The sequence below is a fragment of the Bradyrhizobium sp. HKCCYLS3077 genome, assembly GCF_051167555.1.
Classification (GTDB): Bacteria; Pseudomonadota; Alphaproteobacteria; order Rhizobiales; family Xanthobacteraceae; genus Bradyrhizobium.
Window position 1 is genome coordinate 311,392 of the sequence record NZ_JBNPTH010000006.1, and the last position, 16,497, is coordinate 327,888.

General features: G+C 68.1%; 15 protein-coding genes. 6 read left to right on the forward strand and 9 right to left on the reverse strand.

Translation table 11 applies throughout. The features are described 5' to 3' along the window. The first annotated feature begins 256 nt into the window (after positions 1–256). The 3 genes from ACQR0Z_RS24835 to ACQR0Z_RS24845 are packed head-to-tail and all read left to right on the forward strand — an operon-like array spanning position 257 to position 4,478. The gene (locus ACQR0Z_RS24835) at positions 257–916 is read left to right on the forward strand and encodes an ABC transporter ATP-binding protein (protein ID WP_434920538.1); all 660 of its coding nucleotides are present in this window, start codon (positions 257–259) and stop codon (positions 914–916) included. Then, on the forward strand, positions 910–3,276 hold the full coding sequence (locus ACQR0Z_RS24840) for an ABC transporter permease (RefSeq protein WP_434920380.1): 2,367 nt from the start codon (positions 910–912) through the stop codon (positions 3,274–3,276). The genes ACQR0Z_RS24835 and ACQR0Z_RS24840 overlap by 7 nt, the downstream gene beginning before the upstream one ends. Before the next feature lie 2 nt (positions 3,277–3,278). Beyond that, positions 3,279–4,478, forward strand: coding sequence for an efflux RND transporter periplasmic adaptor subunit (locus ACQR0Z_RS24845; RefSeq protein WP_434858779.1), 1,200 nt, complete (start codon positions 3,279–3,281; stop codon positions 4,476–4,478). 20 nt (positions 4,479–4,498) lie between these two features. Here the strand turns inward: ACQR0Z_RS24845 and ACQR0Z_RS24850 are convergent, their stop codons facing one another. The 4 genes from ACQR0Z_RS24850 to ACQR0Z_RS24865 all read right to left on the reverse strand — a co-directional run bounded on the left by ACQR0Z_RS24850 (position 4,499) and on the right by ACQR0Z_RS24865 (position 7,173). Beyond that, a complete protein-coding gene (locus tag ACQR0Z_RS24850) occupies positions 4,499–5,602 on the reverse strand; it encodes a D-alanine--D-alanine ligase family protein (RefSeq protein ID WP_434920381.1) in 1,104 nt (367 codons plus the stop codon). An 88-nt stretch (positions 5,603–5,690) separates the two neighbouring features. Continuing rightward, positions 5,691–6,263 (reverse strand): thermonuclease family protein, encoded by a 573-nt coding sequence (locus ACQR0Z_RS24855; protein WP_434920539.1) that lies wholly within the window; start codon positions 6,261–6,263, stop codon positions 5,691–5,693. A 169-nt stretch (positions 6,264–6,432) separates the two neighbouring features. Then, positions 6,433–6,615: a hypothetical protein gene (locus tag ACQR0Z_RS24860; protein ID WP_315719364.1), complete on the reverse strand. Its 183-nt coding sequence runs from the start codon at positions 6,613–6,615 to the stop codon at positions 6,433–6,435. A 144-nt stretch (positions 6,616–6,759) separates the two neighbouring features. Continuing rightward, entirely contained in the window at positions 6,760–7,173 is a 414-nt protein-coding gene (locus tag ACQR0Z_RS24865; RefSeq protein WP_009028865.1) for a hypothetical protein, read from the reverse strand. 366 nt (positions 7,174–7,539) lie between these two features. Here ACQR0Z_RS24865 and ACQR0Z_RS24870 point away from each other — a divergent pair, with 366 nt between their 5' ends. From ACQR0Z_RS24870 to ACQR0Z_RS24880, 3 genes are all read left to right on the forward strand, one after another. Next, positions 7,540–8,469, forward strand: coding sequence for a sensor histidine kinase (locus ACQR0Z_RS24870; protein ID WP_434920382.1), 930 nt, complete (start codon positions 7,540–7,542; stop codon positions 8,467–8,469). A gap of 135 nt (positions 8,470–8,604) precedes the next feature. Next, entirely contained in the window at positions 8,605–8,739 is a 135-nt protein-coding gene (locus tag ACQR0Z_RS24875) for a hypothetical protein (RefSeq protein ID WP_434858471.1), read from the forward strand. 130 nt (positions 8,740–8,869) lie between these two features. Beyond that, the gene (locus tag ACQR0Z_RS24880; RefSeq protein WP_434920383.1) at positions 8,870–9,886 is read left to right on the forward strand and encodes a zinc-dependent alcohol dehydrogenase family protein; all 1,017 of its coding nucleotides are present in this window, start codon (positions 8,870–8,872) and stop codon (positions 9,884–9,886) included. 593 nt (positions 9,887–10,479) lie between these two features. Here ACQR0Z_RS24880 and ACQR0Z_RS24885 read toward each other — a convergent pair. From ACQR0Z_RS24885 to ACQR0Z_RS24905, 5 genes are all read right to left on the reverse strand, one after another. Next, positions 10,480–11,652: a M20 aminoacylase family protein gene (locus ACQR0Z_RS24885; RefSeq protein ID WP_434920384.1), complete on the reverse strand. Its 1,173-nt coding sequence runs from the start codon at positions 11,650–11,652 to the stop codon at positions 10,480–10,482. A 202-nt stretch (positions 11,653–11,854) separates the two neighbouring features. Continuing rightward, on the reverse strand, positions 11,855–12,067 hold the full coding sequence (locus tag ACQR0Z_RS24890; protein WP_434920385.1) for an MJ0042-type zinc finger domain-containing protein: 213 nt from the start codon (positions 12,065–12,067) through the stop codon (positions 11,855–11,857). Between the two features lie 86 nt (positions 12,068–12,153). Further along, on the reverse strand, positions 12,154–13,884 hold the full coding sequence (locus ACQR0Z_RS24895) for a CHAD domain-containing protein (RefSeq protein WP_434920386.1): 1,731 nt from the start codon (positions 13,882–13,884) through the stop codon (positions 12,154–12,156). Between the two features lie 236 nt (positions 13,885–14,120). Further along, on the reverse strand, positions 14,121–15,071 hold the full coding sequence (locus tag ACQR0Z_RS24900; RefSeq protein ID WP_434920387.1) for an exopolysaccharide biosynthesis protein: 951 nt from the start codon (positions 15,069–15,071) through the stop codon (positions 14,121–14,123). 13 nt (positions 15,072–15,084) lie between these two features. Further along, positions 15,085–16,074, reverse strand: coding sequence for a TerC family protein (locus ACQR0Z_RS24905; RefSeq protein WP_434920388.1), 990 nt, complete (start codon positions 16,072–16,074; stop codon positions 15,085–15,087). Positions 16,075–16,497 lie beyond the last annotated feature (423 nt).

Here is a 16,497-nt window from a genome sequence, read left to right on the forward strand (position 1 = left end):
TATAGGCGCTCAGCGCTGCGACGCCAGTTCCCTGACTGCGCATGCCGTGCCGGGTGCGGGTGATGCCGCGCGCTTGACCTGCATCAACTGACACGGGCGGCTGCTGACCGATGGTTGGGACGCGGGACGCTTGCCGCCACGGAAGCACAGCTTGACGAGTCCGACCGCAATCGATGATCCGAATGCTGCCGCGCCTCCGGAGCCACCGGGCGCCGCGCCGGTGTTTCGCGCACGCAAGCTCTCCAAGACCTATCGCATGGGCGAGGTCGAGGTGCATGCGTTGCGTGACGTCGATCTCGACGTTTACGAGGGCGAGTTCGTGGTGCTGCTCGGCCCCTCCGGCTCCGGCAAGTCCACCTTGCTGAACATCCTGGGCGGGCTCGACAGTCCGACGTCTGGCGATGCGCAGTGGCGCGATCATCAGCTGGTTGGCGCCGATGACGCCGAGCTCACGCGCTACCGGCGCGAGCATGTCGGTTTCGTGTTCCAGTTCTACAATCTGATCCCGAGCCTGACGGTGCTCGAGAACGTCCAGCTGGTCACCGAGATCGCCGAGAGGCCGCTCGATCCGCTGGAGGTGTTGAAGCTCGTCGGCCTCGAGAATCGGATCGACCACTTTCCCTCGCAACTGTCCGGCGGCGAGCAGCAGCGGGTCGCGGTGGCCCGCGCCATTGTCAAGGCGCCCGATGTGCTCATGTGCGACGAGCCGACCGGCGCGCTCGACTACGAGACCGGCAAGGTCGTGCTGGCCGCGATCGCGCGCGCCAATCAACGGCTCGGCACCACCACCATCGTCATCACCCACAATGCGGCGATCGCCGGCATGGCTGATCGCGTGCTGCGGCTCGGCGGCGGCCGCATCGTCGGCGAGACGCGCAATCCGCGGCGGCTCTCGGCCGAGGAGGTGACGTGGTGAGCCTGCTCAACCGCAAGCTCTGGCGCGACGTCGGCGCCATGCGCGGGCAGGTGATCACGATCGCGCTGCTGGTGGCCGCGGGGGTCGCCGTGTTCGTCGGCTCGATCTCGACCTATCAATCGCTGCGCGGCGGCTGCGAGCAGTTCTATGCGCAGGCGCGGTTTCCGCAGGTCTTCGTCACCTTGAAGCGCGCGCCGCTGACGCTGGTCCCGCGGCTCAACGCCATCGACGGGACCATGGCGGTCGAGCCGCGCATCGTGCGCGAGGTCATCGTCGACGCGCCGGCCGTGTCGCAGCCGGTGTCGGCGCGCCTCGTCTCGCTCAGCCGCGCCGGCGACGAGCCGCTGGCCCGGCTGCATCTGCGCCGCGGCACGGCGCCAGCGCCGGGTGATGCGCGCAGCGCCGCCGTCAACGAGGCCTTTGCCGAGGCCAACGGGGTGAAGCCGGGTGACGAAATCCGCGTGCTGCTCAACGGCCGGCTGCAGGCGTTCCGGGTCTCCGGCATCGCGCTGTCCTCGGAATATGTCTACGCCGTGCGGCCGGGATTGCCGATCCCGGACGATCGCCTCTACGCTATCCTGTGGGTCGACCGCAGCGCGGCCGAGGCCGCCTTCGACATGAAGGGCGCGTTCAACGACGCGGCTGTCGCGCTGGCGCCGGGGGCCGATGCGCAATCCGTCATCGAGGAACTCGACCGGCTGCTCGAGCCGTACGGCTCGATCGGCGCGATCGCGCGGCGCGACCAGCCGTCGAACCGGTTTCTCGAGGATGAGCTCAACCAGCAGAAGGTGATGTCGATCACCATCCCCATCATCTTCTTCGGCGTCGCCGCCTTCCTGCTCAACAGCGCGCTCGGGCGGCTGGTCGCGGCGCAGCGCGAGCAGATCGCGGCGCTGAAGGCGCTGGGGTTTCCGACCCCGGCGCTGACGCTGCACTATCTCGCGCTGATGCTGGTGATCGTGCTGATCGGCTCGCTGCTCGGCATCGCCGGCGGCTTTGGCTTCGGACAGGCGATGATCGCGAGCTATCACGGCTTCTTCCGCCTGCCGGAACTGCCGTTCCGGCTTGCGCCCTGGGCGATCCTCGCGGGCATCGCGATCAGCGCCGCGGCCGGCTCGCTGGGCGTGATCACGGCGCTGCGGGCCGTCGTTGGCCTCGCGCCGGCGGAGGCGATGCGGCCGGCGATGCCGCTGGGCTTCCGCCGCTCCTGGATCGAGCTGATGATGCCCGGCGGCGCGCGGCACGCGCGGCGGATGATGATGCTGCGCAACGTTGCAGGACGGCCATTCCGCTCGCTGTTCACCGTCGTCGGTATCGCCTTCGCGGTACCGATGATGGTGCTCGGGATCTTCTGGCGCGATGCGATCGGCGAGATGATCGAGCTCCAGTTCAATCTCGTCGAGCGCGGCAACGCCACGATCACCTTTCCGCATCCCGTGGATCGTGGCGTATTGCGCGATCTGGCGCGGCAGCCGGGCGTGCTCCTTGCCGAGGGCCAGCGTATCGTGCCGGTGCGGTTGCGCGCCGGCCACCGCAGCTACTTGACCTCGGTGATCGGCCTCGCGGCGACGGACGAATTGCGCCGGCCGCATGATGCCGCGCGCCATCCGATCGTGGCGGCGCCCGACGGCATCACCTTGACGCGGCGGCTCGCCGAGCGGCTGGCGCTCGGCGCCGGCGACCTCGTCACCGTCGAGGCGATGGAGGGCCGGCGGCGGCGGCGCGACGTCCCGGTCAGCGCCATCGTCGACGAGGCGATCGGGATGGCGTCCTACATGGACATCGACACGCTCAACCGCTTCACCGGCGAAGGCACGGTGATCTCGGCCGCCAGCCTGCATGTCGACCCGGCGGCGCTGGCCGCCCTCGGCACGCGGTTCAAGAGCCTGCCGATGATCGAATCCGTCTCGATGAAGGCCTATGCTGTCTCATCCTTCATCGACAAGATCGCGGGCCTCGTGTTCGTCACAGCGGGCATCCTCACCGGCTTCGCTGCGATCATCACCGTCGGCGTGGTCTACAACAGCGCCCGCATCAGCCTGCAGGAGCGGGCGTGGGAGCTCGCCAGCCTGCGCGTGCTCGGCTTCAGCCGCGGCGAGGTCGCGGGCATCCTGTTTAGTGAATTCGCGCTCGAGGTCGCGGTCGGGATTCCGCTGGGCCTGTTGCTGTCACGCGGCATCATCGCGCTGATCGCGCGGCTGCATTCCAGCGAGAGTTTTCAGATCCCCGGCGTGATCGCGCCGCGCACCTATCTGATCGCGACCGCGGTCGTGTTGGCCAGCGCCGCGATCAGCGCCATCATCGTCCGCAGGCGGGTCGACCGACTCGATCTGGTTGCTGCTCTCAAGACCAGGGAATGAGCATGCGTCCCGTGTTGCGCCGTCTCGTCATCGTGTCAGCGGGTCTCGCGGCCGCCGCGGTCGTCGCCTGGATCGTGATGCCGAGCCCCGTGCCGGTGGACACGGCCGCGGTGACGAAAGGACGCTTCGTTGCGACCGTGGAGGACGACGGCAAGACGCGCGTGCGCCAGCGCTATGTCGTGGCCGCGCCGCTCTCCGGCCGTCTCGGACGCATCCGCTTCAAGGCAGGCGACCAGGTTAGGGCCGACGAATTGGTCGCCACCATCATGCCGGCGCCGGCGCCGCTGCTCGATCCGCGCGCGCGCCGCGAGGTGGAGGAGCGGCTCGGCGCGGCCGAAGCGAACGTCGAGCGCGCGAAAGCGGTGGTGGCGCGGGCGCAGGCGCAGAGCGCGCAGGCGAGCGCCGATCTGGCGCGCACCACGGCGTTGGCCGCAAGCGGGGCTGCGACGGTGCAAGCCAAGGAGCGCGCCGAGCTCGCGCTGCGGATCGCCGAGCGGGATCTGCGCGCGGCCGAATATGTCGACCATGGCGCCGGGCACGAGCTCGATCAGCTTCGTGCGATGCTGGCGCGCTACGGCAGCAGCACCGATGCCGAAGTGCCGGCCGGCAGCTGGAACGTGACGGCGCCGGTCGGCGGTCTCGTGTTGAAATTGATCCAGGAAAGCGAGACCATGGTGCAGCCTGGATCGCCGCTGCTCGAGCTCGGCGATCCCCACGATCTCGAAGTGGTCGTGGACGTGCTCAGCACCGATGCGGTGGAGATCCGTCCCGGCGCCGACGTCACGATCGATCGCTGGGGCGGGGCGGGCCGCCTGTCGGGCCGGGTTCGCCGCGTCGAGCCGGCGGCCTTCACCAAGATCTCCACGCTCGGCGTCGAGGAGCAGCGCGTCAACGTGCTGATCGACATCGTCTCGCCGGCCGAGCAATGGCAGCGGCTCGGCGACGCCTATCAACTCGATGCGCAGATCGTCGTCTTCACCCAGGACGATGCGACCATCGTGCCGACCGGCGCGCTGTTCAGGCGCGGCGACGACTGGTCGGTGTTCGTGCTGAAGGACGGGCGTACCGAGCTGCGAAAATTGCGGATCATCCGCCGCTCCGGCCGCTTCGCGGCCGTGGCCGAGGGCGTCGCCGTCGGCGATATCGTGATCATCTATCCCAGTGACCGCGTCGCTGACGGCGTCAAGGTCGCACCGCGCTGACACGCTGCGCCCAGGTAGGCTCAGCGCTGCGACGCCAGCTCCCGCAGCCGCGCGTGCCGCGCCAGGGCATGCGCGACCAGGCTGTCCATCAGCGCGGGCTGGGGCAGGCCGGTGGCTTCCCACATCTTCGGGTACATGCTGATGTTGGTGAAGCCGGGCAGGGTGTTCACCTCGTTGACGTAGACCTCGTCGCCGCGGACGAAGAAATCGACGCGCGCCAGGCTCTCGCAGCAGAGCGCGTTGAACACCTCGACCGCCATCTGGCGGAGGCGCGCGGCGAGCGCCGGCTCGACCTGCGCCGGGACGTGCAGCGAGGCGCCCGAGGCGTCCGTGTATTTCGCCTCATAGGAATAGAATCCGTGGCTGTCCGCCGGCACGATCTCGCCGAGCTCGGAGGCCGAGACCTCGCCATCGGCACGCTCCAGCACGGCGCATTCGATCTCGCGCACCGGCGCGATGCAGCGCTCGATCAGAATCTTGCGGTCGAAACGCAGCGCGAGCGTGCAGGCGGCGTCGAATGCGGCGGCGTTGTGGGCCTTGGAGATGCCGACGGAGGAGCCGAGATTGGCCGGCTTGACGAACAGCTCGGACGAGCCCACGGCCTGAACGGCGGCGTCATAGCTCACCGGGGCCGCGGCGGTCATCGTGACGAACGGCACGATCGGCAGGCCGGCGTCGCGCAAGAGCCGCTTGGCGACGTCCTTGTCCATCGCCACCGCCGACCCCAGCACGCGCCCGCCGACATAGGCGACATCGGCCAGTTCGAGCGCGCCCTGCACGGTGCCGTCCTCGCCGTTCGGGCCGTGCAGCACCGGAAAGATCACATCGAAGGCAAGCTCGCGCGGCGCGGCGGCGCTGCTGTCGACGACGAGCGCGCGGCCCTGGCCGGCGGGCAGCAGCACGATGGCAGGTGCGTCCGCCGGCACAGTCAATGCGGTCGAGGTGGCATCATTGGCCGCGTCGGCGAGCACCCAGCGACCATCGGGCGTGATGCCGATCAGGGTGACGGCGTAGCGGCTCGCATCGAGCGAGCGGAAGATGTTGGCGGCCGATGCCCGGGAGACGTCGTGCTCGGCCGAGCGCCCTCCGAACAGGATCGCCACGCGCGTTTTCGTCTCGGTCATCGTCATCCAGTCCTGGCCTTGCGGTGCGCGACCGTAGCGCGCCGGGCCCGCGCGTGGCAATTCCGGCCGCGCCTTCGCGCGGCCGCCGTCAGCGCCTTGGCATCTGACTTGGCACCGGACTTGGCATCTGACTTGGCATCTGATCGTCCGAGCACGTTGAAGTCGTCCCGCCGGCATGCATGCAGCTGCGATAGAGTGGTGGCGCGATGAAGCGGCCGGACCAGATGCCGCGGCTGCCGCGGCGCGCGGCGAGCTGGTCGGGCGCATAGGCGCCGTGAGAATATTGCGGCTCCTCGATGGCGAGCCCGCGCGACACCAGGAATTGGCCGAGATCGGTGCCCCCGGCGGCGCAGCGCGCGACGATGCGGCCATAGCGGTCGCCTTCGATCGGCGCGCAGCGCACCGTCTTGCCGCGCGTGAAGGCGTCCAGCGTATTGGCGGACAGCGCGCCACAACGATATGCCTTGCGATCGCGCCCGCGGCAGAGCTGCGCGCTTTCGGGCGCATCGACGCCCCACAGCCGGATGCGTTCGCCATGAATGTCCAGCGTATCGCCATCGACGATGCTGACGCGGCCGACCAGATCGCGCGCGGAGGCGGGAGACGCCGTCGCGAGCAACAGCGCGACGCAGGCGAGGCGGGGGAGACGAGATCGCAAGATGGCATCCGCGGAAAAGAGGTTGTCGTGTCGCCGCAGCGAATCGGACGCTGCGCGCGATCTGACATAGCAGAGCCTATTCGTGCGATTGTGTGGCTGATGGGTCCAGAAGGGCCGGCGGGCGACGCGCATGCGCGGTGACGTCTGCGCGGCCGGCAGCGCTCTCGAAAGGTCAGCGCTCGCCCAGATTGGCCGCACGCGCGGCGCGCTCGACCTCGGCCGCCAGCGTGCTCAGATGTTCGGCAAGACGCGCGAACAGCTCGCGCTTGTCGCGATCGGTGGCGAGATCACGGATCAGCGCGCATTCGGCCGCATCCGCCCGCAGCTTGTCCGGCTGGGTGATCAACTCTGACATGTTTCGCTTCCCTGCCGCGCCGGCAAGATTTCGAAACGACGAGGGCTCCGCATTGTTCCGGGGCTTCTGCAGATTTTTCTCATCGCCAGATTCGAATACCTCTGCGCGCGCACGATCGGTCGTCGCGCGGTCGGATGCGCATCTCTATCGCTCGCCGGGCCACCATGTCGACGCCGGATGCGCAGCCGAGATCTTGGTCTCGCGCAACGCCACCAGCGCGCTGCGCTTGTAGGGGCGGCCGGTTCGCCGCGAGCAATCCTGGCAGCGCATGTAGCGTTCGAGCTCGTGGATCGGCGTGGTCTTGGCGCGCCTGATGATGTCGAGCGCGACGGTCTGGTTGGTGTCGCAGCCCAGGCAGCGCACTTCGAGATAGTAGTAGCCGGCATTGAGCGCATCGCCGAGCAGCGGCGACGGTTGCGCCGGTCCCTTGTAGCCGAGCATGCGCTTGTTCCAGGCGTCGCAGGCGAGGCGATCCGCCTGCTTGCGCGCACGCGCGGCCTGCTCCTGCGCGATGCGGATGCCGGCCCCATAAAGTCTCTCGCGCGATTTCGTCGTCATGGCGCGCCATGATCGGCGCTGCGGCGCCCAGCTTCAAGCCGCTAGAATTAGCGCGGCAGGCGCTGCCGGCTACAAGCTCTCAGGTGCGGAGCGTTCTGATACCGTCTGCGCCCACGCCATTTCGAATCGTGGCGCCCTGCGCACGAGGGCGGCCAGGCGGCGCGCGTAGCAGGCGTCATCAGCAGCGCGTTCCGCTCGCGACTGAGATCGTGACGCGGCCATCTGGTTCCCACCGCATCGCCAACTCCATGGCGCGCCTAAACGCAGAGATGTGAGAAAGGTTCCAAAAATTTTGGCTTCTCCCGGCAGTTCCTGCAGCTTGTTCCCATCAGCGTGCGGCGATAGACCTTGCGCTCGGGGTCAATCGTGCGCGCGGGTCGGAGTTTTTCAGATTGGATCGTTCGGAGCAGACCGTGGTCGGCGACCGCGTTCCTGCTCACCACGCTGGCCGTCGCGATGGCGACCGGCGGGCGTATCGCGCTCGATGCCGCCGGCGCCACACTGCCTTACGCGACGTTCTATCCAGCAGTGGTGTTCGCGGCCCTGTTTGGCGGAATTCCTGCCGGCGTCTTTGCTGCATGGCTCTCCGCGACAGTCGTCCTCGTCGGATTCACCGACCGGCCCGATCATACCGAGGCCGTCAATCTCATCGGCTTTCTGAGCACGGCGGCGCTGGTGATCTGGCTTTCGCATCTGTGCCGCCGCGCGCTCGCGGAGCTGAAGCACAGCGAGCAGTCGCGCGAGCTGCTGCTCGGCGAACTCCGGCACCGCGTCAACAATCAGCTCGCGGTGTTCCAGGCCATCGTCCGCTCGAGCCTGTCGGGGGAGGATCGCGCCAAGGGCGAGGCGATCGCGATGCGGCTCGACGCGGTGGCGCGCGCCAACACGCTGGCCTGGTCGGATCACCGCCGCATGAGCCTGCGCATGCTGATCGAGGCCGAGCTGCAGCCCTATCGCGAGTCCGGTGTGGTGATGGTGGACGGGCAGGATGTCCCGCTGGGCGGCGAGGCGGCGCGCAACCTCGCGCTGGTGCTTCATGAGCTCGCGACCAACGCCGTCAAATACGGCGCGCTGCGCGGCGAGGGCGGGCGGCTCGAGGTGCAGCTCGCACAGGACGGCGGCCGCAGCACCGTGACCTGGCGCGAGCGGTGTCCGCACCCGATCGCGCCGCCGCCGGGCGAGGGGTTCGGCACGCGCATGATCCGCGCGAGCCTTGCGGCGATCGGCGGCAGCATCGAGCAGGATTTCCGCGAGGAGGGCCTGCTCTGCCGCATCCGCTTCGAGCCGGCGGTGTGATGCCGCAGAGCGCGAGGCCGTGAGGGCTGAGTTCCTCGTGCCGCTACAGCACCGCGCATCCGTCACGCCCGGACATGGGTCCCATGCGAAACGGGCGCTCGGCTGTCGCGTATGTATCAGATGGATCGACGCGACATGATGCTGCTGGCCGGGCTGCTGCTGATCACGATCATCATCACCTGGTTCGGCACCGAGTATGTCATCAACCATGTCGTCATCCCCCTGGTCGATGGCGACAGGCCGACGGCGCCCGACATGCCGTCGCCCTAGCATCCGCGCGAGAGGCGCTTGTTTGTCCGCGGCGCGGAACGAGGCCCGGCTTGATCGCGCGCCGGAAACCCTCCACCATTGCTGCATGACGCGCGAGGCAACGGCGCGCACACGGGCAGGGAGAGACGCGATGAAATGCTGGGAGCTGCAGGGGCCGGGCGGGATCGATGCGCTGGCGCTGGTGGACAAGCCGGTCCCGCAGCCGGGCCGCGGCGAGGTGCTGGTGCGGCTGACGGCTGCGAGCATCAACTATCGCGACCTCCTCACCGTGCGCGGCGGCTACGGCTCGCGGCAGAAATTTCCGCTGGTGCCGCTGTCGGACGGCGCCGGAATCGTCGAGGCGGCGGGCGAGGGCGTCGCGGCCTTCACGGCGGGCGATCGCGTCATCGGCAGCTTCTTCGAGAGCTGGACCGGCGGCGAGCCAAGCGAGACCAAGATGCGCGCGGCGCTTGGCGGCGCCGTCGACGGCACGCTGACGGAGTATCGCATCTTTCCCGCGCACGCGCTGGTGAAGACGCCGGCCCATCTCAGCGACATCGAAGCCGCGTGCCTGCCTTGCGCGGGCGTCACCGCCTGGAGCGCGGTGATGAAGCTCGGCGGCATCAGGCCGGGGCAGACGGTGCTGACGCAGGGCACCGGCGGCGTCTCGATCTTCGCGCTGCAGATCGCCAAGATGGCCGGCGCGCGGGTGATTTCGACGTCGTCGAGCGAGGAGAAGATCGAACGGCTCAGGGCGCTCGGCGCCGACGTCACGCTGAACTACAAGACCACTCCGGATTGGGGCAAGAAGGCACGCGAGATCACCGGGCAGGGCGTCGATCTCGTCGTCGAGGTCGGCGGCGTCGGCACGCTCAACGAGTCGATCCGCGCGACGAAGATCGGCGGCACCATCGCCTTCATCGGCGTGCTCGCCGGCGCGCCGGCGTCCGAGCTGCGCCTGCCGTTGATGGTGATGCAGCAGCAGCGGCTGCAGGGCGTCACGGTCGGCTCGGTCGACGATCTGCAGGCGTTCGCGCACGCGCTGGCGCAGCATCAGGCCAGGCCGGTGGTCGATCGCGTGTTTGCCTTCGCCGACGCGCGCGAGGCGTTCCACTACATGTCGAGCGGCGCGCATTTCGGCAAGGTGGCGATTGCGATCGGGGAATGAGCGACCACGCTGCTGTTCGCGACTGCTGCATTGAAGCGAGACGGAGCTGTTAGTCATTTTCTCCGCCGTCATTCCGGGGCGCGTCGCGCAGCGGCGCGAGCCCGGAATCCATAGCCACAGGCAGATATCGTGACGTGAGATGGCCGCGGCTCTTGTCGTCACCACATGACCCGTCGTGGCTATGGATTCCGGGCTCGTCGCTTCGCGCCGCCCCGGAATGACGCGCGGAGAGAGACGGGCGGCCCATTAGAGCCACGATCAGGGCAGCGGCGGAATGCTCTCGATGCCGATCTTGACGAGGAACGAACCGTTGCGTTCGTGCAATAAGCGCACCCCATTTCGAGTGGTGCGCGGAGCCCCTGGATCGCTTCGCTGGCGCTCGCGATGACGGAGCTTTTGGAGCGTTCGGTGGCCGCCACGGCCGTCATTGCGAGCGCAGCGAAGCAATCCAGACTGTTTGCTCAGGGCTGCGGCCTTAGGGTGGGCAAAGGCGCCGCCGTGCCCACCGTTTTGCGGCGGAGTATGCCGCCTGATGGTGGGCACGCTGCCGCCTTTCGGCGGCCGCTTTGCCCACCCTCGCTTTCATCAACTGATCAGTTCGCCGGCATGCTCTTCTCGACCAGCCTCACCCAATAGGAGGCGCCGGCGCTGAGGATGTTGTCGTTGAAGCGGTAGGCCGGGTGGTGGCACTCGTTGCCCGGGCCCATGCCGATGAAGACGAAGGCGCCGGGGCGGGCTTCGAGCATGAAGGCGAAATCCTCGCCGCCCATCAAGGGAATGGCGCGGTCGTTGACGCGCTCGCCGCCCACCACCTCGCGGGCGACGTCGGCGGCGAAGGCGGCCTGCGCCGGGTGGTTCATCGTGACCGGATATTTGCGCTCGTAGATCGCCTCCGCGGTGCCGCCATAGGCGCGCGCGGTGGCTTCGGCGACCTCGACGATGCGCTTCTCGACGAGATCGCGGATTTCCGGATCGAGCGTGCGGACGGTGCCGAGCATCTCGACCGTCTCGGGGATCACGTTGAAGGTGGTGCCGCCATGGATCGAGCAGATCGAGATCACCGCCGACTTCAGCGGATCGACGTTGCGCGCGACGATCGACTGCAGCGCGTTGACGATCTGCGAGGCGATCAGGATGCTGTCGACGGCGCGATGCGGGCCGGCGCCGCCATGGCCGCCCTTGCCGGTGACCTTGATATGGATCGCGTCGGCCGAGGCGAGCATCGCGCCGGGCGAAATCTCGAAATGGCCTTCCGGCACGCCCGGCATGTTGTGCATGCCATAGACCTCCTGGATGCCCCAGCGGGTCATCAGGCCGTCATCGACCATCGCCTTGCCGCCGGCGCCGCCTTCTTCCGCCGGCTGGAAGATCACGATCGCGGTGCCGTCGAAATTGCGCGTCTCGGCGAGATGTTTCGCCGCGCCCAGCAGCATCGCGGTGTGGCCGTCATGGCCGCAGGCATGCATCAGCCCGGGCGTCTTCGACGCGTAGGGCACGCCCGAGGTTTCCTCGATCGGCAGCGCGTCCATGTCGGCGCGCAGGCCGATGGTCCGGCCCGAGCCCGCGTTGCGGCCGCGGATCACGCCGACCACGCCGGTGCGGCCGATGCCGGTCACGACCTCGTCGCAGCCGAATTCGCGCAGCTTGTCGGCGACGATGCCGGCGGTGCGATGCACCTCGTACAGCAGCTCGGGGTTTTCATGGAAGTCGTGGCGCCACGCGGCCATTTCGTCGGAAAGCGCGGCAATGCTGTTGATGATGGGCATGAGAAAAGAACTGCTCGCTGGAGGATTGTCGCCGTCGCGGCAGGCACGGCCGAAACGGCCGCGCGGTCACCGCGCGATCGGGGCCGACTATGGCCCGCGCGAAAAACCCAGGCAAGCAGCCGCCGGCGATGGCGCCATGCGAGGATGCAAGGGCACCGTGGACCGGTCATGCAGATGTGTTCCGGATTTCGGAACGCGCGCGTCAGGCGAAGCAGGGCGGGGTCGGCACGCGCGGATATTTGTGCTCCGGCGCCACGTCGAGACGGAAGGCCCGCAGCTTCGGTTCCTCCCACGCCACCAACGGCGTTCCGCAGACGCCACAGTCGAAGCGGCCGGCGGCGCCGGCTGCGGATGTGGATTCCGCGATCTCATAGACCGCACGGCAATGGGGGCAGGTCACGCTGGATATCTTCATGGGCTCATCCTGGCATGCATCGCGATCGCACGTCCTTGAACCAGATCAATGCGGGTTTGGATCCCGCGGAACCGCAGGCGACGCGATCACGCCTCCTCGGGCTGCCACGGCGTCGGTGCCTTCGTGAACGCGCGCCAGGCGTCACGGAGCGGCTGTTCGACGCCGGCCATCGCATGCGCGTGCCAGCCGGTGATCGCGGCGGCCGCGATCGCAGCATCCGTCGACGTTGTGCCGAGGCTGTCGATGACGCCGGCGGTCACCGCCATGTCGTTGTAGTGGCCGAGCTCCTCCTGCAGGCCGGCGAGCGACCTGGCGTATCGCCTGGCCGGCTTGCTCGCACCATAGAGCGGCAGCAGGAAGTCGATGCTGTAGCGCAGCTTCTTCAGCACCAGGCGCAGCCGGTGGCGGCGCTCGGCCGGCAGCGTCTTGAAATGGCGGCCGCGCTTGAGCACCTTCTGATGCCGCTCCGACAGCACGTGGCCGGCGAAATCGATCGCGGGTCCCGCGAGCCGTCCGAGCACGTCGGGCGAGACGTCGTTGCGCCAACCCCGTGTCGCGATCCAGCCGCCGAGCCCGAGCACGAAGGAGCTGCTGCGGCGTTCGGCCAGCGCGACGCGCAGCTTGCGATAGGCGAGCTCGCGCTGGCGTTCGGCGAGCCCCTGCAGCGTCTCGAAGCCGGCGACAGTCGGACAGGCCTCCGCGATGTCCGGCAGCGTCTGCGTCAGGAACACGTCGAGATCGCGCGCGGCCGACAGGTTCTGCGCCAGCCAGCGCGCATCGTCCTCCAGACCTTGCAGTGTCGCCGAGGTGCCGAGCGGCCGCATCAGGTGCAGTGCCGCGCGCAGCCGGCGCAGCGCCACGCGCAGCTGATGCACGCCTTCAGGATCGCGGCCGTCTTCGGCCGCGGGCATCGCCTGCAGCAGATGATGGAAGCTGCTGCGCAGGATGACGGCGAAGGCTTCGTCGAGCGACACCGCCGGATCGAGGCGCGGTTTGCGCGGCTTCTCGGCGCCCGGCGCCTTGCCCGCCGCGAGATCGAAGCCGCGGGCTGATTTGCTGCGGATCGACGGCCGCACCGTGCCGTGCTCGGCCAGGCGAAGGGCGGTCTCGTAGATCGTGGCCGGGTCGCCGCTCTTCAACTCCAGCTCGATCTCGCTGACCTCTTCGCTGTCATCACCGGCTTTGATGATGCCGCTGTCGAATGCAATCTCGAGTACCGCGCCGGGCAGGTCGAGCAGCCGCGCGTGACGATGGACATCGGCCGTGAACACCGCCTGCAGCGGTGCATCCGTCACCGCCGCGCGCAGCTCCTCGGGAAGCAAGGCGGCCGCCAGCGCCGCATCGGGCGCGATCGAGGTCACGCTCGCCTCCCACTCGCCGCGCTTGAGCGGATCGTCGCTGTGCTGCGCCTTCACGGTCTGGACGAAGCGCGTGCCGCTCTGGCGCACCCGCAGCGTGAAGCCGTTCTTCCACAACGTACGCTTCGGCGTGTCGTAGTAGACCGATTTGAGATGCTTACGCGTGCCCTTGTTGCGCGCATGCGCGACGACGATCGGCGCGTGATGAAAATCGGCGAGCTGATCCGGTGCGACCAGCAGCTTCAGCTCGATCTCTTCGCCTGCATTCGCGGGGTCCGGCAAGGCCGGAGGGGCCGCATCTGCCGGGTTCTCCGCAGCGATCGGCTCCGAACCATCGTGAGACGGACCCGACGTCTCGGCTGCATCAGCCGTGTCGCTGCCTGCGGACGTGCCTGCGCCGGATGCGGCCACCGCACGATCGCTGCTTTGCATCGGCGTCGTTGCGCCTGAATCCGCCATGTGTCGCTTCTGCAAAGGTTTGATGACCGTCATTCACACATAACCGAGCCCATATGAAAGAGACAGCATGAATTGCTCAGCGTGATGACAGAGACGGCGCGCAAGGCTCAGCCGGCAAGTTCATTTTCCATCGTCGCATCAATGGGCAATCCGTCTTGCTGCACAGGATCTGGCTCACGAAAAAATGTCCGGTGCAGGCGGCCGGCACGCCGATGCCGCCCGACGGCATGGGAACTTCAGATCCATCCCGTCAGCATCAGGCGCGTCCCGAGGAAGATCGCGGCCGCCGCGGTGGCGAGGCTCGCCGCTGCGACGAGGTTGCGGCCGCGGCGCGCCAGCGCGCGCGAGCGCTCCCGCGGGTCCTGCGCCGGGTCCATCGGCGCGCGGCGGCGACGGTGGCGAACGGCGTGAACCCACAGGGCCAGCGCAGCAGCGCCGGCCAGGACTGCGAAGACGGTTGCGACCCCCGCGGCAAAACCGAGATCGACGCCAACGCTCTCCAGCATCGCGCGGAGATGCACCGCGAAACGCGCCAGCAAGGTCGCCGCGTAGTCCGCCGCTGCGGCGCCGGTGTACAGCAGCACCGCCGTCCAGACGACGGCGGCCGCCGCGATCAGCAGCGACGTCAGCACCGCCAAGCCGTCGCCTGCCATGAAGCCGATCGAGGCGGCGATCAGCGCCAGCGCCGGCATGACATTGCCCATCGGAATCGGAAGAATGATCGTCACGGCCATCAGCAGCAGCGGCAGCGCCAGCAGCATGCGCGCGCTGCGTCCGGTCAGCCAGACCAGGCGGTCTTCGCGCAGGCCGCGCTCGGCAAATCCGGCCCAGTCGAGCCCGGCGCGGATCACCTTGCGCAGCAGCCGCTGCGGCACCGGTCGCCGCCGCAAGGTCTCCGGCAGCCACAGCCGCTCGGCGCCGAACAGGATCTGCAGCGCGACCAGCGCCACCAAGGTGCCGAACACCATGCCGAACGGTCCCGGCAGCGGGAGCAGCGCCGGGATCGTCAGCAGCAGCAAGGTCAGGCCAAGGCCTTCCGCCTCGAGGCGGTCGAACAGCTCGCCGACCGACGGCTCCTCCGAGCGCACGGTGCGTGCGATCGCGAGCAGCCGCCGGCTGATCGGCCCGTTGTGGCGGCGTGGCCCGGACGAGACCTCATCGTTGGATGCGACGTCGTTCATTGCCACGCCATGACCCCGTTCATTTCACACCGCCGCTGGCCTCTTCGACCGCAGGACGGGTCTTCCACAGCGAGTAGGCGATGCCCGCGCCGAGCAGACCGAAGGTGATGCCCAGCGACAGCGCCGGCGGGAATTTCTCTAGTCCGAGCAGGTCGGCCAGGAAGATCTTCGAGCCGATGAAGATCAGCACCGCGGCCAGCGCCAGCTTCAGATACTGGAAGCGATCGACCATCGCGGCAAGCGCGAAGTACAGCGCGCGCAGGCCCAGGATCGCGAAGATGTTCGAGGTGTAGACCACGAACGGGTCGGTCGAGATCGCAAAGATCGCGGGCACGCTGTCGACGGCGAAGATGACGTCGGCAAACTCGATCAGGATCAGCGCCAGGAAGAGGGGCGTCATGAACCAGGTCATCTTGCCGCTGGCATCGGGCTGGCGCACGAAGAAGCGCTCCTCGTGCAACCGGTCGGTAACGTCGAAACGGCGACGCATCCAGGCCAGCGCCGGGTTGGAGCCGACATCATGCGGCTTGTCCTTGAACACCAGCATCTTGATGCCGGTCGCGACCAGGAACAGCGCGAACAGGTAGAGCACCCAGCTCGCCTGCGCGACGATCGCCGCACCCAGGCCGATCATGATCGCGCGAAGCACGATGACGCCGACGATGCCCCAGAACAGCACGCGGTGCTGATAGGCGCGCGGGATCGCGAAGTAGCTGAAGATCATGGCGATGACGAAGACGTTGTCCATCGCCAGTGCCTTCTCGATCGTGAAGGCGGTCAGATAGGCGGTGCCGGCTTCGCTGCCGAGCTGCCACCATACCCAGGCGCCGAAGACGAGCGCGAGCAGGATGTAGACGGCGCTCATCACCAGGCTTTCGCGCACCGAGATTTCGCGCGTCTTGCGGTGGAGCACACCGAGGTCGAAAACGAGAAGGGCAAGCACGATTGCGAGAAAGGCGAGCCACATCCAGACGGGCTTGCCGGCAAACGCGATGAACAGGAATTCCACGACGGGTCCTCTTGTCAGGCCGGTGAGATTGATGTCGTCAGGTCCGACATCGTGAGCGCACCGGCAGCTTCACCAGAGGGGCCCGGACCAGGGGTACTCCGCGGACATATGTGGGGGTCCACCGGCTTTCAAGAGGGCGGCGGATGGCGCCGACGACGTTCAGTCAGATGAACGGGAAGGTGCGACAGACTGCCTCCGCGAAGCTGCCTTGCGGCCCGACCCGCACGAACTAATTCCAGGGGACCGGAGATCCGGGCCCCTCTGATAGTCGCACGACTATGATGTCGGACTCTCTCACCTGACAGATACCGTCATCGGTATCGCGCTCCTTCGCAGCGCTTTTGGGAGTTTGATGACATGCGGCCACTCGCGTCGCTTGCAGCTATGGACCTTTGCCGCTCTTCGTCCCGACCGGGGCGCCCC

Bases quoted from the DNA above. Each gene is read 5' to 3' on its own strand.
- ACQR0Z_RS24835 (WP_434920538.1), top strand. From the start codon at position 257: ATGGGCGAGGTCGAGGTGCATGCGTTGCGTGACGTCGATCTCGACGTT.
- ACQR0Z_RS24845 (WP_434858779.1), top strand. From the start codon at position 3,279: ATGCGTCCCGTGTTGCGCCGTCTCGTCATCGTGTCAGCGGGTCTCGCG.
- ACQR0Z_RS24850 (WP_434920381.1), bottom strand. From the start codon at position 5,602: ATGACCGAGACGAAAACGCGCGTGGCGATCCTGTTCGGAGGGCGCTCG.
- ACQR0Z_RS24860 (WP_315719364.1), bottom strand. From the start codon at position 6,615: ATGTCAGAGTTGATCACCCAGCCGGACAAGCTGCGGGCGGATGCGGCC.
- ACQR0Z_RS24865 (WP_009028865.1), bottom strand. From the start codon at position 7,173: ATGACGACGAAATCGCGCGAGAGACTTTATGGGGCCGGCATCCGCATC.
- ACQR0Z_RS24875 (WP_434858471.1), top strand. From the start codon at position 8,605: ATGATGCTGCTGGCCGGGCTGCTGCTGATCACGATCATCATCACCTGG.
- ACQR0Z_RS24880 (WP_434920383.1), top strand. From the start codon at position 8,870: ATGAAATGCTGGGAGCTGCAGGGGCCGGGCGGGATCGATGCGCTGGCG.
- ACQR0Z_RS24885 (WP_434920384.1), bottom strand. From the start codon at position 11,652: ATGCCCATCATCAACAGCATTGCCGCGCTTTCCGACGAAATGGCCGCG.
- ACQR0Z_RS24890 (WP_434920385.1), bottom strand. From the start codon at position 12,067: ATGAAGATATCCAGCGTGACCTGCCCCCATTGCCGTGCGGTCTATGAG.
- ACQR0Z_RS24895 (WP_434920386.1), bottom strand. From the start codon at position 13,884: ATGGCGGATTCAGGCGCAACGACGCCGATGCAAAGCAGCGATCGTGCG.